Source organism: Paenibacillus sp. FSL L8-0494, assembly GCF_038003695.1.
Classification (GTDB): Bacteria; Bacillota; Bacilli; order Paenibacillales; family Paenibacillaceae; genus Paenibacillus_AQ; species Paenibacillus_AQ odorifer.
Genome location: NZ_JBBOPQ010000001.1, coordinates 5,662,553 through 5,683,933, shown reverse-complemented (window position 1 = coordinate 5,683,933; position 21,381 = coordinate 5,662,553). Strand labels below are relative to the sequence as shown.

Sequence of the window (21,381 nt, the reverse complement as noted above, 5' to 3'; positions counted from 1 at the left end):
GGATTCATTTAGGTTTTACGGAATGATTTTAAGTTTTTACGAATGGAAGGATTTGTTCGCTTCATAAGAAAATGAAAATGCTAATAAAAAGTTGGGGGTAAATATCTTTGAATAAATATGGACGAAAACTATGGCTTACGGTGCTGATTTTCGTGATTGTAGTTGGCGGTCTGACGTATTATTGGGCTTCTAAGGGAGAAAACACCGCGCCACTGTCTCAGTCTAAGGAATCTGCCGTAGAAGCAACGGGTGAAGCGGGAAAGGAAACTGTTCCACCGGCGACAGCAGCTAATACAAGTAGTGGACCCGCGTATACGTTGACCGTGGATACGGAAAATCCGGGAGCTAAGATAAGCCCGATGTTGTACGGAGCCTTTTTCGAAGAGATTAATCATGCGGGAGATGGAGGGCTATATGCAGAGCTGATTTCCAATCGTTCCTTTGAGGATAGTTCGGTCACATTGTTCAATTGGTGGATTGATGAAAAAGGAGGCAGTAAAGGGAAGCTTGCTCTGACCGGCACTAAGCTTTTGAACGATGCTCAGACCCAGGCAATGGCTTTAACAGTATCATCTGCTGCCGAGGGCGGTTCGGTATCTGCTGTGAATAACGGTTACTGGGGGATCGCTTTGACGAAGGATGCCAGTTACAAGTTGTCTTTCTATGCGCGGCCAGAGCCAGGGGACATTATGCCACTGCGTATAACGTTAGAAAGCCCGGATGGCAAAGAGCTATATGCAGAACAGACCGTTGATAAGTTAAAAGAAGGATGGAATCCATATACATACACACTGACTTCTACAGGTACTGTAGCAAACGCACGAATTGTAATCTCTGCTGCAAATGTAGGTACTGTTTATCTCGATATGGTGTCTTTGTTTCCTGAGACTTGGAACAACAGAGAGAATGGACTTCGCATCGATTTGGCTGAAAAGGTAGCTGCGATGAAACCCGCATTCGTTCGTTTTCCGGGGGGATGTTTTGTGGAAGGAAAAACGCCAACAGATGCTTATCAATGGAAGAATACCATTGGACCGATTGAGACGCGTCCCGGTCATAAGGGATATTGGGATTATCGCTCCTCAGATGGGCTGGGCTTCCACGAATATCTGCAATGGGCTGAAGATCTGAAAGCGGAACCATTATATGTAGCTTATATCGGGATTTCACATAACGGAGATCCTATAGCCAAGCAGAATACCGTTCCAGTCAGTGAAATTCAGCCGTGGATACAAGATGCGCTGGACGCCATTGAATATGCAAACGGACCGGTTACTAGCAAATGGGGGGCACAAAGAGCCGCCAATGGTCATCCAGAGCCTTTTAATATGAAATATGTAGAGATTGGTAACGAAAACAATTTCCAGATGAGTGAATATATTAAGCGTTATGGCTTGTTTTATAAGGCAATTAAAGAGCAGTATCCAGAGATTCATCTCATTGCTAATGCGGCAGTTGAAGGAGAACCTATCGAAATGGTTGATGAGCATTACTATGAAACCTCTGAATGGTTCCTCAGCAACTCGAACAGATACGATACTTATGACCGGAGTGGTCCTGAGATTTATGTTGGTGAGTATGCGGTGACCAAGGGTGCCGGAGAAGGCAATCTGAACGCTGCAATCGGCGAGGCCGCTTTTATGATGGGCATGGAACGGAATTCTGATATCGTGAAAATGTCCTCCTATGCTCCATTGTTTGTGAATACGAAGGATCGTACTTGGAACCCGGATGCTATTGTGTTTGATTCATCGACTAGCTACGGAACACCTTCTTATCATGTGCAGCAGATGTTCGGAAGCAATAAGGGGGATGTAGTTCTTCCAACCTCACTTGTGGCTCTAGGACAAGAAGAAACCTCCGGTAAGCAATCCATTCAAGGTGGAATTGGTTTGGGGACTTGGGCCACCCAGGTAGAGTACAGCGATGTACGAGTAGCGAAAGGTGATGACGTTCTTTTTGAAGATCATTTCAAGAAGGATTCCGGAGCCTGGACTCTAAACAATGGGGACTGGGAACAATCCAAGGGTACTTTTAAGCAGACTTCTAATGATATTGATATTCGCGCAGTTGCCGGTGAGGCTTCATGGAGTGATTATACACTTTCTCTTAAGGCGAAAAAGACTGGCGGAGCAGAAGGCATGCTCATTATGTTCGGCTCTAAAGATGAAGGCAATTTCTATTGGTGGAATCTTGGCGGCTGGGGAAATACGCAGAGCGCGATTGAAAAATCAGTAGGTGGAACAAGAGCAGTCATCGGAAGAACGGTTCCTGTAAGGATTGAGCCTGGGAAATTGTATGATATCCGCATTGAATTATCAGGTGCTAATATCCGGCTCTATCTCGACGATGAGCTTATACAAGAGGTGAACGATGAAAGTCCAGCAGGGCCGCTGTTCCAAACTGCAAGCCGTGATCTTGCCACAGGTGAGCTGATCGTTAAAGTCGTTAATGCGGGTGACACTGCTCAGCGCACGGATGTTTCTTTTGCCGGACTTGCCACATCAAGCCTGGAAGGAACAGCTACCGTACTTCAGTCGGACGATTTAAATGCTGAGAATAGCTTCGCTGAACCTGACAAGGTGGCACCTGTAACTCAAAAGGTAAGTGTAGACAAAGGTAGTCTGGAGTTTGAATTCCCGAAATATTCCGTGACCGTGTTAAGACTAAAGGAAGGGGGGAAATAGCCGGTCATGGAGGGAGGTTCACTCCTTCACTATAAACAAGCATTTATTTGTTCAATTTAAGAGGGAGGTTAGGTTATGATTTCGAAAAGAAAAACGAGCAGTTTAGTCGTATGTATGTTAATGGTTTTTGTGCTTATTCTGTCAGCCTGTAGCAGCGCTGGAAGCTCAACAACGAATCAAAATGCAGCTAACAACGGGAAAACGAACACTGAAAAAACCAATAATGCTAGTGAGCCAACCAATGCAACAGCTACTGAGGGCACGGAAGCAATAGATCCTGCCAACGACCTGCCAAGCAAAGACATTCAAGGTGAGGTTACGGTTTGGGCCTTTAATGAAAAAGTATTTGATGAAGTCGGCGCTGCATTTATGGCTGAATATCCTGGAATCAAGTTGAAGACGGTAGTTATGCCCTTTGGCGACCTGCATGACAAGCTGCAAACGACAATCGCCGCAGGTAGCGGGGCACCGGACGTAGCAGAAGTAGAAATGTACCAGTTGAATCGCTATATGGCGGGCAATGTGCTGGAGAATCTTTTGGAAGAGCCTTATAACGCTGGAAAATATAAAGATCTGGTTGTTCCATATAACTGGGAACGTTGGATGACACCAGACAGCTCACAGCTGCTTGGTATGCCTTGGGATATGACCCCGGGGGTTTATTACTACCGTGCAGACATTTTTGAAGAGCTTGGATTGCCAAGTGATCCTGCTGAGCTTGGCGAATACATGCAAGATGAAGAGAATCTCTTGAACTTGGCTCAAATTTTGAAAGCTAACGGTAAATATTTTATGGAGTGGAGCGATGGCCCGATCGTATGGGCAGGAGATGAAGTCGGTTACTTTGATAAGGATATGAACTGGACACGTAATACGGACAAAATGGTGAAGGTTCTCGATATTACAAAACGTGGACAACAGCTGGGCTGGGCACCACATATCGGTTATGGCTCAGACGAAGGTAAACAGCTAGTTCTAAAAGGTGATTTGGTTGGTGTCGTATCGGGTTCATTCGGAGCGCGCGGACTTCAAGAAACATTCCCTGAGCTTGCCGGAAAATGGAAGGTAACCCGTTTGCCAATAGGAATTAACGTGGGAATGGGCGGATCAAGCTTTGTTATCCCTTCGCAAAGCAAAAATAAAGAAGCGGCATGGGCTTACATTCAGTGGAGCATGAGAAGTGAAAATGCTTGGAAAATTTGGACAAAACATTCCATTCAGCCGGGTTACAAGGATATTTCCAGTCTTGATTGGTACGCAAACACTAAAAATGAATATCTGGGTGGGCAAGAGGAATTTAAACTATATGAACAATTAAGTAACGATATTCCAGTCAAACACCTTACACCAGTAGATAACAAGGGCTGGGAAATCTTTATAGCGGCGATCGGTGATGCGCTTGCTAAGAACACAGATTCCAAGACGGCTATTCAAAAAATTGGCGATGATGTATTGAAGCAAGCTTCCAAAGAAATTGCTGGCTTTAAAAAGGCAATGGGAATGCAGCCGTAAGGAATCTAATAACAGGAGGGGCAGCCTGCAATTGCCAGAGCTGCCCTGCTTGTATTCACTTGAGTCCGAGAGGCCCGTAAAGATGGGAGGAGACCGATGCGTGTTACGCATACTGCGAAAATATAAGATTAGTTTGTTGTTACTGGTACTTTTAGGAGTCTCCCTAGTGTGGTGGAATCAATCACGAGGGTTTGATAATTCAGCGATGGATGGCATCCCCGTTTATGCGGATGTTGATGAAAGCTCTATTTTAGAAAGCGATAGTGTGAATTCAAAACTCGAAGCCTCTTACTTAAGCTATTACGAGGAAAAACAGCAGGATGGAGCAAAGGACTCATCGGATTTTACGCTTGCTATTCCTTCGGGGGATTATAAGGCCATTAGTTCTGAAGGTACAGAGGTAATGACGGATCTTGGTGGAAAACCCGGCAAGGTACTAGCGCTTAAAGCAGAGGATAGCTGGGTGGAATATAAATTTACGGTTCCGGCAGATGGGTTGTATCAGATGGGGATGGAGTATTATGCCCTTCCTGGTAAACGATCCTCGATCATTCGAAGCGTAAAGATTGATGGGGAGTATTTATTCTCTCAAGTAAAAAAAATGGAATTCCAGCGGATGTGGAAGGAAAGTGCAGAGCCATGGCTGGACAATCAAGGGAATGAATTTAATCCCAAGCGGGAAGAGGTAACAGGCTGGCAATATCGGGAGTTTCGAGATGCCGAGGCCAGAACTGCGGATCCCTTTCGCTTTTATCTGACCAAAGGGGAGCATACGGTGAAGCTGGAAGCCATCCGGGAACCGGCTGCACTTAGTGAACTGAGAATATTTTCTCCAGAACCGCTCCCGACTTATGCGGAAGTGAAGCAGGAGTATGAGAATAAGGGTTACAAGCCTGTTCAGAATCAAGTGATTAAAATTCAGGCAGAAGAATCCTCCCTTCGTTCAGATCCAACGCTGAAGCGGATCGAGGACCGGGAGCCACTCACCGAACCTTTTAACAAAGATGCTATTGTGCTTAATAGTTTTGGGGGTGTCGGTTGGCGTACGGGTGGACAATGGGCGGAATGGGATTTCGAGATTCCTGAGTCAGGGCTCTACAATATCGCAATTCGTTACGGCCAGTGGTTCCTAAACGGGATACCGGTGGAACGCCGGATTATGATTGATGGCGAGGTACCGTTCCAAGAGCTGAATGCCTTGAAATTCCCTTACAAAGCGGAATGGCAAGTAAACAAGCTAGGGAATGAGGATGGAGAGTACTTCTTTTATCTAGAACAAGGTAAGCATACGTTGCGGATGGAAGTTCAAGTATCGGGCGTTGGCGGAATGATTGAAGCTGTGCTGAACACTACACATAAAATGTCTCTTTTGGGACGTGAAATCACGCAGGTAACGGGAACGAACCCTGATCCAAACGGGGATTGGCAGCTGGAGCAGAACATTCCTAATCTTGTGCCACGTTTACATTTGATGGCGCGGACGTTGGATGATGCCGTGCAGGATATGTATGCTTTTGGCGTTGCGGATGGAAGCTCTGAGCTGAGTACGCTTTATGAAGCACGTGACCGGTTCCTGGAAATGGCGAAGGATACCTCAAGTATTCCAGGTCGTCTTCAGCAATTTACGGACCTGCAGTCATCACTTGGCTTATGGGTCAACGGATTAATGAAGCAGAGTATTGTAATGGACTATATTGAAGTGAAGTCGGAAGATCAGCCATGGCCTAAAGACGCGGCTCCTTGGTATACCCGTGTAGGGACGATGACGTATGACTTCTTTAGTTCTTTTACAAAGGATTACAGCGGCATAGGAAATACGTACAAAAATGAAAAGGTGCTGGATGTCTGGATCTCACGTGGACGTGATTGGGCGGAGATCATTAAGCAAATGGTGGATGAGGACTTTACACCAAACACGGGCATCAAGGTGAACGTCAATATTATTCCTACGCTTGCAGCGGATCAGAAGCAGATTCTGTTATTAGCCAATACTGCCGGACTTGCTCCCGATGTGGCACTGGGGGTTGAGGGTGAAGTGCCGATTGACTTCGCGGTGCGGAATTCACTCGTGAATCTGAATGAATTCTCAGATTATCAAGAGGTTGCTGAACGTTTCAGAGCGGGTGCACTGATTCCTTATAAGTATGATAACGGAGACTTCGCATTGCCGGAGAATCAGAACTTCACGATGCTCTTTTACCGGAAAGATATTATGGCACAGCTGGGCATTAGCGAGAAGGATATTCCGGATACGTGGCAAGAGGTTATGGAACTGATTCCTGTGCTGCAACAAAACGGGATGGACTTCTACTATCCACATGCCCCGAACAATCCGAGTCTAGCCATTAATGAGTTTGCGCCGTTCTTATTCCAGTATGGTGGAGATTTCTATAAGAATAATGGGATGTTGTCTGATCTGGATTCACCAGAAGCACTGACAGCTATGAAAATGTGGACGGGACTCTTTACGAACTACAAGCTGCAGAAACAAGCGGATTTCTATAACCGTTTCCGTTCTGGAGAGATGCCAATCGGCGTTGCTGATTATTCCACATACATTCTGTTATCTACTGCCGCACCTGAATTGACAGGCTGGTGGGGCATGAAACCAATGCCGGGTATTGAACAAGCCGATGGACAGATTAACCGTTCTACAGGCGGGCTTGCACAGACAGGAATTATTTTTAAGGATACGGATATGAAAGAAGAATCTTGGGAGTTCCTGAAATGGTGGACCAGTGCGGATGCACAGGAGAACTTCGGCTCAGAGCTTGAGTCTTTGCTGGGTGTTGAAGCTCGCTGGAATACAGCCAATGTTGAAGCGCTCAAACGTCTTCCGTGGCAGCAGGATGATATCGACGCCATTATGGAACAGTGGGAGTGGTTTAAAGAGCGCGAAGTGGTGCTTGGAGGATATTACACGACCCGGCATATCGCCAACATCTGGAATGAAATTGTGCTGAACGGTAAATTCCCGCGGGAGGCGATGGAGCAAGGTGTGCGTGAAATCAATAAAGAGCTTAGTAAGAAACGCGAAGAGTTCGGGATTGAAACTTCCCAGACTTCAAGTGCTAAAGAGGAAGGAGGTCAGAAATGAGTAGTGAAATGATTACACCGGCACAGAATGAAGCCGTACAGATGCAGCCGACGAAAACTCCCGGAAAATGGGCTCAGCTATGGTTAGATATCAAGAAAAATAAAGTTTCCTATTATTTCTTGGCCCCTTTCCTGATTCTGTTCACCGTTTTTACTATTGTTCCTATTATCATGTCCGTCGTTCTAAGCTTCAGCTATTACAACATTATTGAGACACCGAGATTCATTGGCTTCTCTAACTATAAGCTGTTGTTTGTAGACGATGATATCTTTCTTAAAGCTGTTGGGATTACGCTGAAATTTGCCATTATTACAGGTCCGATAGGTTATATTATGGCCTTCTTGCTGGCCTGGCTGATTAGCCAGATTCCGCAGAAGTTCCGCTTTTTCTATACCCTATGCTACTATGTGCCATCGATTACAAGTGCAGTAGCAATGTCCGTGGTTTGGTTGTATTTGTTCGCCGGCGACCGCAAGGGGTTGCTCAATCACTGGCTCATTCAGCTGGGGATTATCAATGAACCTTATTTATTTCTACAAAATGTAGATTCGATCGTACCGGTGATCATCATAGTTTCCTTATGGATGAGTATGGGGGTAGGTTTCCTTGCTTTTCTGGCCGGACTTCAAAATGTACCGACAGATTTATATGAAGCTGGCTCAATTGATGGGGTCAAGTACCGCTGGCAGGAGCTTTGGTACATTACGATTCCATGCGTCAAACCGCAGCTGTTATTCGGTGCGGTGATGCAGGTGGTCGGTTCGCTTACCGTATTTGACGTCAGTATGCGGCTTGTTGGATTTCCGAGTCCCCTTTATGCAGGCCATACGATTATGGCGCATCTGTTCGACTACGCATTTATCCGCTTTGAGATGGGATATGCGTCAGCGATTGCTGTATTACTGTTCGCTTTGATGCTTGGGCTCAACCGTCTCATCTTCAAAGTGCTGGGGAGGGATTAGGATGCACAAAATAAATTTACGGCGTATTGACTATGGCGGCATCTTTTTATATCTGTTCTTAACGGTGTTTGGCCTAATTATGCTGCTGCCACTTGTCTATATGGCAGTGACTGCTTTAAAACCAACAAGCGAACTATTCCTGTTCCCACCGCGGTTTTTCGTAGTGAATCCGACGTTGGTGAACTTTCGTGATTTGTTGTTAATTACCGGAACCTCGGCGGTGCCGTTCTCACGGTTTATTTTTAATAGCGTGGTCGTTACATCGGGGATTGTGGTCGGGGGTGTCTTAATTTCAGCAATGGCGGCTTATCCGCTTGCCAAGCACAATATGCCATTTAAAAGCGCTATCTTTAGTATGATTGTGGCGGCGCTGATGTTCTCACCCTTAGTATTGCAAATACCGCAATATCTGCTGATTAGCCGCAGCGGATTAATGAATTCGTATTTTGCAATGATCTTACCTTATCTGGCTGCACCCATGGGAATGTTTCTTATGACCCAGTTCCTGCGGCAGCTTCCAGACGCTTTATTAGAGGCGGCCCGCATAGACGGGGCTTCAGAATGGAAGGTATTCTGGGTGGTTGTGATGCCAATGCTTAAGCCGGCGATTTCAACTTTTGCTTTATTTAGCTTCATTTCTGCTTGGAATGATCCGTATCCTTCAATGGTCTATACGACTGTTCAGGAAATGAAGACATTGCCGCTCGCCATCCAAACTATCAGTGGTGGAGCCGGAGTCGTTGCTAGGGTAGGCACTTTGGCAGCAGCAAGCTTCTTGATGATTCTCCCGACTATTCTTGTCTTTATATTAACGCAGCGGATGGTGCTTCAGACAATGGCCCATTCGGGGCTGAAGGAATAGGGGGAGTCATGATGATAGGACGTAATATGAAAAAAATGCTGCTAACAGGGCTACTGGTGACGCTGACACTGCCAGTGTTGCTGCTTCCAGGGCAGGCGCTAGCTGGTGAAGCCCCATATGAGGGGTATACGTGGAATCAGTCCGGCAATGAGGTCCGCTCGATTAATGGTTATCTCTACGATTCTTCTATCGATCCAACAGGAACAGATACGGGGTCCTTCAAAAATCCGGAATCTCTCTTTATTAGTGATGACGATTCACTCTACGTAGTAGACACGGGCAATAGCCGTATTGTTCATATGGATAAGGACGGTCGTCTGCTAAATCTGATCGGCGATACGGAAGGCAGCGGCAAGCTGCAAGAGCCGAAGGGTGTATTCGTGAAAGAGGATGGAACGGTATATGTAGCAGATACAAAAAACGCGCGTATTGCTATTTTTGATAAAAATGGCAAGTTCGTAAAAGAGTTTCTAAAACCGGATAGCCCATTACTGGGTGCTAATTTCTCTTATTCTCCTTCTAAATTAGTCGTAGATAAGCGTGATTATATGTATGTGGTGAGCGATGGTAACACGCAGGGGTTGCTGCAAATTGACTCAGGCGGTAAGTTCAAGGGGTTCTATGGAGCGAACCATGTAGGCTTCTCATGGACACGACTCTTAATTAAGCTGGTGGCCACCAAAGAGCAGCAGAACCAGCTGGCGACCGTTAAACCTTCTGAGTTCTCCAACGTGGATCTGGATGAAGAAGGATTTATCTACAGCACAACCCTGGGCGAAGAGTATAACCAGATCAAACGGTTATCTCCGGTAGGCGTAGATACGCTGAACATTGGTAAACGCTGGTACGGCGATTATTACTCTGAGGGTCCATTCAGTATGGCTTCCTTTATGGGGATCAGTATTGATAAGAACGGATTTATAACCGCGCTGGATTTGCAGTCCAGTAAAGTCTTTCAATATGACAAGCTGGGGAATTTGTTATTCAGCTTCGGCGGGATCGGGGATCAGAATGGACTCTTCGTGACTCCTTCCGCCGTAGATCAAACCGCTGATGGTCTGATCTATGTAGTGGATAAAGGACGGGGCAGAATCGATCGCTTCCGGACCACGCCGTTTGCGGATTTGGTTCATCAGGCATCTTTGCTATATGTAGATGGCAGCTATGACGAAGCGCAATCCTTATGGCAAGAGGTGCTGCGATTGAACGCCAATTATGATATGGCTTATCAGGCTATCGGCAAAGCGCTTTATAAAGCAGAGCAATATAAGGAATCTATGAGCTATTTCAAGCTTTCAAATTCCAAAGCTGACTATTCATCCGCTTTCCGCGAATATCGTAAATTGTATATCCGGGAGCACTTTACTTATTTCTTTGCCGGCGGAATCGGGCTGTTCTTAGTACTGCTCTGGAGTGCGCCGAGATTATACCGGAGATTCCATGCCTGGCTGTATAGAGGAAACAAGGCAGTATTGGATCCGGCAAAGGGGGAGATTGGATGAACACTTTGCGAATGATTCATCAGGTTGTAGTTCATCCTTATCAGTTCTATAACGATATTCAAGGAAAGCAGCGTATCCGCTGGATACAGGGGATTGCCATCGTTCTACTGACCTTTGTGGCACGAATGATCTCGATTCTGATTACAGGGTATGCTTTTCAAACAAGAGAGCCGCATGAAATCTCCATGTTTCATGAGTTTATTTGGCTTATCGTTCCTTGGTTGACCTGGTGTGTCTCGAACTGGGGTGTCAGTACGATTATGGATGGTGAGGGGAAATTCAAAGAGATTTTTGTGGGCAGTGCCTTTGCCCTTGTTCCATACATGCTCTTTATCCTTCCAGTCACACTGTTAACGTTGGTCCTTTCGCTGGATGAGGCTTCAACCTTCAATCTGCTGCACAAGTTTGTGATTCTTTGGGTGGCTTGGTTGATTTTAATGAAGGTGAAGATCCTGCATGATTTTGAGATTCGCAAGGTTATTTTTATCACCATAATCAGTGTAATAGGAATCGCCATTATCTGGTTCGTAGGTATTTTGCTGTTTGGTATTTCCAATCAATTTGTTTCATTTATTGTCGATCTGCTCAAAGAGTTGAGATTGCGCGCGTAAGGAGGGAAAGGTAACACGATGAGAAAAAAAGTTAAAGTGCGGGGCATTCTCTGTATTGTTGTGATGATGCTGTTCGCAGTGATAAATGTTCAACCCCTACACAGTTCCGCCGATCCGTCTACCGCTGCGCAGTCTGTTCAGACTGAAGAAAGCAAAGAGGTTGGGCAAGAGGAAACAACGGCGGTAACTGAACCAGCTGAAGAACAGACCCCAGCCGTGCAAGAAAAGGAGACTGTGGTTCCTGCAGAAGAGCAGACCCCAGCCGTCTTAGCAGCACCTGTTCAGAAGGTTGAGCTGCAGCCGGTCACGCCTGGAACAAAAGCACTGGAGAACGAACGCTATATTTTGTATGTAGATGAGAAATCGGGAAATCTTCGCATCACAGACAAAATCACAAACAAGGAGTGGCTTGGATCTCCACAGCTGGAGCGAACAGCCATGCCAAATATTAAGAAATACACGACCGCGCCGATTTATGCAAGATACACACAGGGGGCTGACATTACACAGGTCTACCCACTTAAAGATGAGGACTCCACGGTTACCGTAACGATTGAGCAAGATGTCGTCCGCGCGGAGTTTGCTTTTATTAGCCTGAAGCTTTCTTTTGCTCTGGAGTACAGACTGACGGCTAATGGATTTGAGGCTTCCATTCCACAGGAGTATTTGAAGGAAGAGGGGAATGCGAAATTCACGAGTCTGGAGGTTCTGCCATTTTTTCATGCGGCTAGAGAAGATGCAGAGGGGGCAATGATGCTTCCAGATGGTTCAGGGGCATTGCTGGAGTTTCGTAAAGAACATCCCGTTTATTTGAAAGGTTATTCTGAGTACATTTACGGCGGGGACGAAACCTTCGTGAAACAAAATCATGAAATTACGGATAACTCATGGCAAAAGGCGGCACCTCTTAAAAAAGCTATCGCTTTGCCAGTGTTTGGGATCTATCAGGGAGACACCGGATATTTAGCAATTGTTACTAAGGGAGATACCGACGCTAAAATAAACGGTGTTCCATCAGGCATTCGCGCTATTTCGCTTTATAGAGCATCAAGTGAATTTACCCTGCGCAAGGATGATGTTATTTTTGTCGGCAATTCCGGCCAAATTCCTTATTATCAGGGTGAGATGATCAAAACCGATCGTAGCGTACGTTATGTTCTGCTCCAAGGCGAGGAAGCCAACTACGTTGGGATGGCGAAGGAATACCGTAATTACTTAATGGAAGAGAAAAAGGTCAAGGAAGTAGTTCTTGAGAAAACGCCATTGTATCTTCAAGTGCTCGGTGGGATTTCTCGTGATGAAGTTATCGGTTCAACTTTTATAGAAGCAGCTACGTTTAAACAAATCAAGGACATGATTGATCAATATCAGGCAGAGGGTGTTACTCAGCTAGAGATTACGATCGAGGGATGGTCCAAAAATGGTTTATACGGAAACCAGCCAGAACAATTTCCGGTTGAAAAGAAGCTGGGAGGTAAAAAGGGACTTAAAGAGCTTCAGGAATATGCCGCAGGCAAGGGCGTAAATCTTTATTTGAAAGCTAACTACGTGAAACCTTACCAAGATAGCAACGGCGTGAAGGCAAGCAGAGATGCTGTGCGCGGCATTAATCGTGAAGTCTTGAAGCAGTACGTTTATTATCTCTCTACCCGGTGGAATACGGATGATTATTTCTATTTAATGAAACCTAGTGTTATCGCAAAACGCAGTAATGCTGAGCTGAGCAAGTTCCAGGATTTGGGTGTGAAGGGTGTACAGTTTGAACACTTTGGAAGCTTGCTATACTCCGATGAGGATAATAAATCCAATACGGACCGCCAGCTTACAGAAGATACTTATGTTAATGCATTGGATAACTTCCGTAAGGGTGAGCTTAACACGGCAGTAGATTATGGTTTTGCCTATACATTAGGACATGTGAACCGGATTGATCAAGTGCCGCTCGACTCCAGTCAATTTGTCTATACAGATCGGGCGATTCCTTTCTATCAACTAGTGTTACACGGCTTAGTGCCTTATACAGCAAGCCCGGTTAATCTGTACGATGATTCCCGTAACCAAACCTTACGGGCGCTGGAATATGGAGCCCTTCCAAGTTATGAATTAACTTATGCTCCGACTAGCGATCTTCAGAGAACCATGGCAGACCGGCTGTTCAGTTCTAGTCTTGAGAACTGGCTGGCACCTTCTGTACAGAATTATCTCGCATTGAAAGAGGTCTATGACAGCATTAGTAACCAGCAAATGACGAATCATGAGCAGCTGCAAAGTAAGGTCTTTCGGACGACTTATGCAAACGGTGTGAGCATTATAGTCAACTATAATGAGCAGTCTGTTGACGTGTCTGGTCAGACCGTCGAGGCATTCAGCTATGCGGTAACAGGAGGATGATGAAGTGAAAAAATCAAAGCTATCGATGCGAGCGCGTTATTTCGTTGAAGGATATTCCTTCATCGGCCTGTGGCTGGTCGGATTTCTGGTGTTTATGGCTGTTCCGCTGGGCCGTTCCTTGTATTATTCCTTTCAGGATCTCCAAGTGAGCAAAAGCGGCTTACTGGCCACTTTTGTTGGGATGGAGCATTATCGCGCCGCTTTTACTACAGATGTTAATTTCTTGCCTCTGCTCAAATCGACGATGGTGTCGACGGTGACTCAGGTTCCGTTAATTCTTATCTTTTCGCTCTTTTGTGCGATTCTGCTAAATCGAGGACTCGTAGGAAAAACCTTTTTTCGTGGCGTGTTCTTTTTGCCGGTCATCATTGCTTCAGGGGCGATCCTGGGCAAATTGATGGATCAGGGTGCCGCAAATTTACCGATTTTTTATAATCAGGATTTATATGATAAGCTCCATAACTTTATCCCCGGCGACATTTTGAAGTCGTTGCTGAAATATGCAGAATCTTTAACGCTGGTGATGTGGGATTCTGGCGTGCAAATTCTGATTTTTCTAGCGGGGTTACAGACGATTTCTGTTTCACTGTATGAAGCGGCCAAATGTGATGGAGCAACCGCGTGGGAAAGCTTTTGGAAAATCACCTTCCCGATGATTATGCCGATGATGCTCGTAAACACATTGTTTAGTATCGTCAGCTCATTCACGAAGGCAGATAATCAAATCATGAGTCATATTTTGAATGTCGTCTTTAAGAATAATGATTTTGGATATGGCTCAGCGATGGGTTGGATTTATTTTGTGTTTATTTTCTTGGTTCTGGGTTTGGTCTTCCTGTTATTCAGCAAGTCGCTCGGTGCCACCGAAGGGAGGAAGTAGAAGATGTTGAAGGAATCCGTAAAGCAGGTTCGGACAACGAACATGGAACATCTGACAACTCGTCTAAAAGCAAGCGGCAAGCTGGACAGGGTCGTGAAACGTTCGCTTCAGGTGCTGAATATCGCTTTTTATTACTTGGTTATTCTCAGCTTAACGTTCGTATTCCTATATCCCTTGTTATACATGGTATCCAAATCCATGATGCAAGTAACAGACGTGGCCGATGCCACAGTGCAATGGCTTCCGAAAAAGATTAGTTTTGGCAACTATTTTCTGGCATGGGATTCGCTTAAATTCTGGGCCGGGTTCGCAAATAGTGCGATTATTTCCTTCGGGAGTGCGGTTCTGCAGATCTTAAGCTGTTCCTTAATCGGTTATGGCTTTGCCAGATACCGTTTTCCAGGCTACGCAGTGTGTTTCGTTCTGCTGTTGTTTACTTTTCTAGTTCCACCGCAGACGATTGTTGTGCCACTGTATTTGTTCTTTAGTGACTTGGGGTGGATTAATACACATTTGCCGTTTGTGGTTCCTTCTATGTTTGGGCACGGGTTGAAGGGGGCGTTATTCGTACTGATCTTTATTCAGTTCTACCGCGGAATGCCTAAAGTGTTGGAGGAAGCAGCACGTATCGACGGTGCGGGCGCATTCAGAACGTACTGGAAAATCATGTTTCCTATCGCCAAGCCGGCAATGCTGATCGTATTCTTATTCTCTGTGGTATGGCACTGGAATGACAGCTTTGAACCGAATACCTATTTAACAACACCGGATTTCTATAATCTGTCGCAGCGATTAGCGATGTTTTATGGTTCCAATAATCAGGCAGCGGAGACGATGTCGCAAATGACTTCGGGTTCTATTGGGATGGCCCCAACTGGACTGAATCAGGTTATGGCGGCGTGTATTCTAACTATTCTGCCAATTCTGATTCTGTATTTGTTCGTACAGCGTCATTTCGTAGAAAGTGTGGAACGCTCCGGTATTGCCGGGGAATAAGAACAAAGCTCTAGTCAGAAAAAACCAGCAAGCCTCCCGTATGTGGGGGCTTGCTGGTTTTATTTTAGGCAAAGGGGCTTCAAATTAGTATATCAATTCGGTTAAGATGGATAAGTATTCGATAAACTGTATTAGAAATACACATCCAAACCAAGGGAGTCAGACGATGAATAAACGCACATCGGGATTTGAGCACAGTACAGCATCCATTGCTGAGAAGAAAGTTACTTGGCTGGAGCTATTTTATGATCTGCTTTTTGTAGCAGCAGTTTCAAAAGCGAGCCATGTCCTATTGCATGTAGAGGCGGGTACAATCCCACTTGAATACTTATCCAAATTTATCTTGATATTTGTTCCGATCTGGTGGGCTTGGGTAGGGCAATCTCTTTTTGTGAATCGGTTTGGGCAAGACATCTTTTCACATCGGATATTTCTGATTCTACAATTATTTTTTGTATTAATAATGACGGCGAGCTTATCGGTTAACTTTGATCAATATTATATGCCATTCTTAATAGGTTATGTTGGTTTAAGAGCTATGACAGCCATTCAATATCTTACGGTAAATAAGAATGAAGAGGATGATAGAAAGGGCACTGCCCGGTATCTGGGAAGCAGATTTTGGATTGGATTAGTGATCTCTTCTTTATCACTTTTCTTTGACTCTTGGATGCGTTATGTAGTTTTGTATGCGGGAATTACTGTAGACATTTTGCTTCCATTAGTCGGTCGGAAATACTTGGTGAAAAGTCCGATCAATACTCATCATTTATTAGAACGCTTCTCGTTGTTTACGCTTATTCTGCTTGGGGAATCAGTGGTCAGTATCCTTGCGGTTTTACAGTCTAGCCACTGGACGTGGCAATCTATTGTATTTGCATTATTAACTTTTCTATTAATTATAGCTATGTGGTGGCAATATTTTGATAATGTTGAAAAGAAAGTGGACAAGACTATAGAGACTGCCGGGCAAACCATAATTTATGGGCATTTATTTATTTATGTATCCTTGAGTATGATTGCAGCTTCGATCCAACTGTTATTTTTAGATCAATTAAATTATATATTTATGGTGTGTTTTATTTTTGGATCGGTCCTGCTCTACTTCTTCTCTACCTCACTGGTCTTCCATAAATATAGACGTATACAGCAACGGTTAGGGATATTCCATTTGGCGTTATTATTAGGTTTACTTGGTGTTTTTTTCGCAGTAGATTTGTTGTTCCTTATACCTAATTACCTGATCATTGGTGAAATGATGTTATTTTTTGTGGTATATGCAAAATTAACGACGTAAGTTTGTTGTGCCGAAGCTGAATAAGAAAACAAGAAGGAAGCCGATCCATGTGATCGGCTTCCTTCTTGTTTTAGATCCCATGAAATATAATCTATCTAGTTACGTTCGAACGGGGAGGCTTATTTCATAATATGTATAAGATTGTATTTTTTGATGTGGACGGTACTCTAGTAAGTGAAATTGATAGAAGCATCCCGCTTAGCACGATAGAAGCAATTGAGAAGTTGATAGAGAGAGGAATTAATGTCGTAGTTGCAACAGGGAGACCGCATAACTTATGTGAAGAGTTCAAGTCTATGGGCATTGATACCTTTATTTCTGCTAACGGTGCGCTTATCAAATGTAAGGATAACGTTATCTATAAATCAATGCTTTCAACAGAAACCGTGCGGGATGTCTCGGCTTTTGCTGAGTTAAACGGACATGGCATGTCCTATTTCACCGAACTTATAACCATGAACGGAATGGGTTCCGAGGATGAGCGCGTTATGAAGGCATTAAAGGAGACTTTGAGTCTTACACAATATCCCGAAAAAATGAGCGCTCTGCCAGAGGAGGTTTACTGTATATGCTTGTATGCGGACGAAAATGAAGCGCAAAAATTCCAAGATAGATTTCCTGAATTACGGTTCGAACGTTTTCACGGATACGTTATGAATGTGCTTGAAGAAACAAAAGTTTCTAAATCAATTGCGATTAAACAAGTGCTGGATTATCTGAATATTTGCAGGTCAGAAGCTATCGCGTTTGGTGATGGTGGAAATGATATCGACATGTTGGAGTATGTGGGATTGGGCATTGCGATGGGAAACGGTGTGGAACAGTTAAAACAAAAAGCCGATTTTGTTACAAAAAAAGCAAGTGAAGGTGGGATAGCCTACGCATTAAAGAATTTTGGTGTCATTTAAGCATGCAGCAAACGAGTTGAAGAAAAATTAATAGCAATCATTTGTGCAAATCTAACAGCGACAGCCAAGACTTTATCAGTCTATGGCTGCGGCTGCTTTATGGATTGTGTGGCATCCACACATAGAACTGCATGTGATTCCTGGTTCTTATTGTCCTAGAAGAGCCGGCACAATAAATCGGCCGAAAACATTTGCAGGAGAGCCTTTTTTGTACTTATCCGCGGTGATAACGGCAACCAGCTCGTAAGCAGGAACTACAATAATATGCTGACCTTTGAAGCCGAGTGCAAAATAATAAGGGATCTCGTTCGGCTGCTGCTCTGAACCTGCATTGAACTGGGATACCCACCAATGCCAGCCGTAGAATCCTTTTTGCGGATGATTGGCTTCAACGTAAGGGCGAGTGGATTGCTGAATTGTATCCGAAAAAAGGATATGCTGATTCTTCCAGCGTCCCTCCTGTAAATAAAGTAAGCCGAATTTCAGCATATCCTCTGGCTTCAGATGAAGTCCGAACCCACCGGTATGTATGCCTTGCGGATCGCTCTCCCAGTGATAGCTTTGAATACCAAGCGGTTGAAACAGCTGGTCTTCGGCAAATTCTGCAACCGCTTGTCCAGAACAATCACGCAGGATTGCGGACAAAAGCTGGGAGGAGCCTGAGTTATAGGTCATCACGGTTCCTGGTGTATGAGCTAATGGCTGTGCAAGCACGTATTTTATCCAGTCCGCGGTTTTAGTCATGGCCGGAAAAGAATTCTGCCCACCGAACTCTGTCCAGTTAAAGCCTCCGGTCATCGTTAATAAGTGTTCGATAGTGATCTCTTTTTTACGTGGGTCACGATCTTCTTTTAATGAAGGAAAAAATAAAGAAATAGGTGTGTCTGGAGGTGGAATGATTAGTTTATCTATGGCTATGCAAACTAAGGCAGAAAGTACGCTTTTGGTGCACGAGTTGATTTTGCCAAGCTCTGCAGCGATTTGTGGATCACGGTAATGCTCCAGTATGGTTTCTCCATGTTGAACGATTAGACAACTGCGAATGTCTAGGCTAGTAATACCGTCAATAAGCGGCTGAAGGTTCCAGTCAGTAATGTCGGTGACCCCCTTTCTAGATGAATTATAGCTGCAACTGTTTACCATTATAGCTCACATCACCAAAATGTCGTAATTTCCTGTCGTTAAATAATTATGGAAAATACAAGAAAATATCTGTATAATAATATGAATCACGTGTTAGAGGAGGATGAATTCTTTTGAAAAGCAATAGTACTCTTTTTGTTCATCAAACGGCTAAAACGGTATTGATCACTTCAGTTGCACTCGCGTTACTCTTACCCCCTGGCTTAGCCGCAGCCGATTCTATATCTGTTAGCAGCAACACTTCCGTAACGCAGGTTAGTACGCAATCAGCGGCTCCAGCTACGACTACGAACTCTGAGGCTGATCCTACAAAAGTGAAATTCACGCAGGAGCAAGCCATTGCAAAGTTAAAAGAACTATTCCCATCCCTAAAAGATGCAACTGTAAACAATGTTCAACTGGGATCTAACCAAAGCTACCCAGCACCAGCAAATCAAATGATCTGGCATATTCAGTGGCAGGTTCAAGAAGGGAATATGGGATATGGTTTTAGCAGTGAGGTAGACGCCATTAATGGTGATATCATCAATACCTATCTCTCATTCTCGCAGGAAAAGAACGAGTCCTATTATCCACCGAAAGTATCGCAGACTCAGGCATTGGAGATCGCCAAGACTTTTGTGGCTAAGGCAGCCTCATCAGTTAAGAGCAGTGAGCTGCAATTAAATGAGAATGTCGGTTATAGTTATTTTTCGGAATCATTATTCGGTCCTGTTCAATATGGGTATAACTTCAGTATTCTGAAGAATGGTATTCCTTCTGGATCGGACAGCATTAACATAGTTGTGGATGGTAACGGAAATGTAACGCAATTCTCTAAGTCTTCTCAAGGGCTTGAGTACCCGTCTGCACAGCCCAAGATTACCTTGGAGCAAGCACAGAAGCAATTTGCGGAACAGTTTGATGTGGGCCTATTTTACATTCCTATTTATAAGAACGGAAAACCTAACAACTGGATTCTAGGCTGGCGTCCAATAGATCAGTCTCTATATCCTATCGATGCATTAACGGGCAAGCGGATAGATTATGAAGGAAAAGAATCCGTATCCACCTCAGTCGTGTATTCAGAAGTAGCGAAGAGTAAGGATGTTTTTCAGGCAAGAAGTTCTAGTACAGAGCTTTCTGCAAAAGAAGCAGCACAGCTTGTAGAGAAGGTTGCTTATATTCCAGCAGATCGTAAATTGATCTCGCAAACCTTGAGAAATGACTATCAGGATTCAGATCGAAAAATCTGGCAGCTATACTGGGGCAGTAATGGAAATGATCGTTACATTGGTGCTGGCTTTCCAGAACAATCCTCTGCCGAGATCGATGCAAAGACCGGTGAAGTATTGCAGTACCAGGTTCAAGCTTATGGTGCTATTCAGGATAAGAAGAAGGAAGAGCCAGCACCTGCTGGAGGTAAGAAGCTTAGTGAGGCTGAAGCGAAGGTGAAAGCGCTTAGTATAATTAATAGTCTATATCCTCAGGCGAGCCAGAAGCTAAAGCTGGTAGAATACGGGGATAATTCGAGTTTGATTTCAGACGGATCAGGATATGGATATCAGTTTATTAGATATCATCAAGGAATTCCTGTGAGTGGCAGCACCATTACGGTAAGCTTGGATCTTTACGGCAGACTGACTTCTTACATGGGGAATCGGATAAGCAGTATCGATGAAATCACATTATCGCCTGATGCAACAATTTCCAAGAAAGAAGCGCTCGAAAGTTATAAACCTAAATATCAGACTAAGCTGAAGTATACTCAGGTTGGCGGATACAATACTTATAGAAACTATGTCGCACCGAAGGTGAAGCTGGTATATGATACAACCTTTGATGAATCTAACGGATTGAATCAGGTTTTGGATGCAGTCACTGGAAAATGGATTGCGGTCTATGATTATCTCGGTCAGCAGGATGCTCAACTATCTGCAACGGATATCAAAGGCCATACAGCAGAGCGGGAATTATCAGAATTGGTAAACCACCATGTGATTACACCGGATGCCGATGGCAAAGTGAACCCGGATCAAGAAATAACTGTCGGTGATTGGTTAACCTATCTTGCCAAAGCTTCTAGCCCAAATTTCACCAATTATTATAATAATAATGAACGGAAAACTGTAGCAGGCGTGAAGCCAGAGAATTCATATTATGATGCTGTTATTTTTGCAGCGGATCGTAAATGGATCAATAAGGATGAAAGTCTGCAAGTAGAGAGTAAGTTAACCCGGGAACAGCTTGCTGTTCATCTGGCTAATTTCTTGAAATATAATAAACTCACAGCTTATCTTGATAAAGATGTGACTGTAAGTCAGTTTAGTGATAGCTCAGCTATAAACAATAAGGGGGCGGTGGCTCTTGTTGTGAAATTGGGACTCTTAAAGGATGACAACGGCAAGTTTAATCCGCAGCAGAATGTAACAAAAGCGCTGGCGGCTTCGGTGATCATGAAGCTAGTGGAGCTGCAAGGAAAGACTGATCAGATCATAGGTCAATAAGTGTTAAAAAGACAGCCAGGCAGCGATTCTCCGACGATTGGAGAATC

14 protein-coding genes are annotated in these 21,381 nt (G+C 44.4%); 13 read left to right on the top strand and 1 reads right to left on the bottom strand.

Going from position 1 to position 21,381, the window contains the following annotated elements; translation table 11 throughout:
- The first annotated feature begins 107 nt into the window (after nt 1-107).
- From NYE35_RS25675 to NYE35_RS25620, 12 genes are all read left to right on the top strand, one after another.
- On the top strand, nt 108-2,687 hold the full coding sequence (locus NYE35_RS25675; RefSeq protein ID WP_341122220.1) for an alpha-L-arabinofuranosidase C-terminal domain-containing protein: 2,580 nt from the start codon (nt 108-110) through the stop codon (nt 2,685-2,687).
- Between the two features lie 75 nt (nt 2,688-2,762).
- Complete coding sequence (locus tag NYE35_RS25670) at nt 2,763-4,199, top strand: ABC transporter substrate-binding protein (RefSeq protein WP_341122219.1); 1,437 nt, start codon at nt 2,763-2,765, stop codon at nt 4,197-4,199.
- Nucleotides 4,200-4,365: 166 nt separating this feature from the next.
- Nucleotides 4,366-7,296, top strand: coding sequence for an extracellular solute-binding protein (locus NYE35_RS25665; protein WP_076103671.1), 2,931 nt, complete (start codon nt 4,366-4,368; stop codon nt 7,294-7,296).
- Nucleotides 7,293-8,258, top strand: a complete 966-nt coding sequence (locus tag NYE35_RS25660) for a carbohydrate ABC transporter permease (protein ID WP_341122217.1) — start codon at nt 7,293-7,295, stop codon at nt 8,256-8,258. The genes NYE35_RS25665 and NYE35_RS25660 overlap by 4 nt, the downstream gene beginning before the upstream one ends.
- A gap of 1 nt (nt 8,259) precedes the next feature.
- Entirely contained in the window at nt 8,260-9,120 is an 861-nt protein-coding gene (locus tag NYE35_RS25655) for a carbohydrate ABC transporter permease (RefSeq protein WP_036679629.1), read from the top strand.
- A gap of 8 nt (nt 9,121-9,128) precedes the next feature.
- Nucleotides 9,129-10,622, top strand: coding sequence for a hypothetical protein (locus NYE35_RS25650; protein WP_341122216.1), 1,494 nt, complete (start codon nt 9,129-9,131; stop codon nt 10,620-10,622).
- Nucleotides 10,619-11,233 (top strand): YIP1 family protein, encoded by a 615-nt coding sequence (locus tag NYE35_RS25645; protein ID WP_036679624.1) that lies wholly within the window; start codon nt 10,619-10,621, stop codon nt 11,231-11,233. Before NYE35_RS25650 ends, NYE35_RS25645 begins: the two co-directional genes overlap by 4 nt.
- Before the next feature lie 18 nt (nt 11,234-11,251).
- Nucleotides 11,252-13,624 carry a DUF5696 domain-containing protein gene (locus NYE35_RS25640; RefSeq protein WP_341122214.1) on the top strand — a complete coding sequence of 791 codons (2,373 nt, stop codon included), beginning with the start codon at nt 11,252-11,254 and terminating at the stop codon, nt 13,622-13,624.
- A gap of 4 nt (nt 13,625-13,628) precedes the next feature.
- Nucleotides 13,629-14,504, top strand: coding sequence for a carbohydrate ABC transporter permease (locus tag NYE35_RS25635; protein ID WP_052097289.1), 876 nt, complete (start codon nt 13,629-13,631; stop codon nt 14,502-14,504).
- A gap of 3 nt (nt 14,505-14,507) precedes the next feature.
- Entirely contained in the window at nt 14,508-15,500 is a 993-nt protein-coding gene (locus tag NYE35_RS25630; protein ID WP_051491074.1) for a carbohydrate ABC transporter permease, read from the top strand.
- A 208-nt stretch (nt 15,501-15,708) separates the two neighbouring features.
- Nucleotides 15,709-16,797 (top strand): low temperature requirement protein A, encoded by a 1,089-nt coding sequence (locus NYE35_RS25625; RefSeq protein WP_038574808.1) that lies wholly within the window; start codon nt 15,709-15,711, stop codon nt 16,795-16,797.
- A 131-nt stretch (nt 16,798-16,928) separates the two neighbouring features.
- Nucleotides 16,929-17,705 (top strand): Cof-type HAD-IIB family hydrolase, encoded by a 777-nt coding sequence (locus tag NYE35_RS25620; protein WP_341122212.1) that lies wholly within the window; start codon nt 16,929-16,931, stop codon nt 17,703-17,705.
- Between the two features lie 147 nt (nt 17,706-17,852).
- Here NYE35_RS25620 and NYE35_RS25615 read toward each other — a convergent pair whose 3' ends face one another.
- A complete protein-coding gene (locus tag NYE35_RS25615; RefSeq protein WP_445321974.1) occupies nt 17,853-18,800 on the bottom strand; it encodes a serine hydrolase domain-containing protein in 948 nt (315 codons plus the stop codon).
- Between the two features lie 161 nt (nt 18,801-18,961).
- On the opposite strand from NYE35_RS25615, the gene NYE35_RS25610 reads away from it, so the two are divergent.
- Nucleotides 18,962-21,334, top strand: coding sequence for a YcdB/YcdC domain-containing protein (locus NYE35_RS25610; protein ID WP_076272768.1), 2,373 nt, complete (start codon nt 18,962-18,964; stop codon nt 21,332-21,334).
- Nucleotides 21,335-21,381 lie beyond the last annotated feature (47 nt).

What these genes read in the sequence shown, in the direction of transcription:
- NYE35_RS25630 (WP_051491074.1), top strand. Translation starts at nt 14,508, where the DNA reads ATGTTGAAGGAATCCGTAAAGCAGGTTCGGACAACGAACATGGAACAT.
- NYE35_RS25645 (WP_036679624.1), top strand. Translation starts at nt 10,619, where the DNA reads ATGAACACTTTGCGAATGATTCATCAGGTTGTAGTTCATCCTTATCAG.
- NYE35_RS25650 (WP_341122216.1), top strand. Translation starts at nt 9,129, where the DNA reads ATGATGATAGGACGTAATATGAAAAAAATGCTGCTAACAGGGCTACTG.
- NYE35_RS25660 (WP_341122217.1), top strand. Translation starts at nt 7,293, where the DNA reads ATGAGTAGTGAAATGATTACACCGGCACAGAATGAAGCCGTACAGATG.
- NYE35_RS25620 (WP_341122212.1), top strand. Translation starts at nt 16,929, where the DNA reads ATGTATAAGATTGTATTTTTTGATGTGGACGGTACTCTAGTAAGTGAA.
- NYE35_RS25640 (WP_341122214.1), top strand. Translation starts at nt 11,252, where the DNA reads ATGAGAAAAAAAGTTAAAGTGCGGGGCATTCTCTGTATTGTTGTGATG.
- NYE35_RS25670 (WP_341122219.1), top strand. Translation starts at nt 2,763, where the DNA reads ATGATTTCGAAAAGAAAAACGAGCAGTTTAGTCGTATGTATGTTAATG.
- NYE35_RS25655 (WP_036679629.1), top strand. Translation starts at nt 8,260, where the DNA reads ATGCACAAAATAAATTTACGGCGTATTGACTATGGCGGCATCTTTTTA.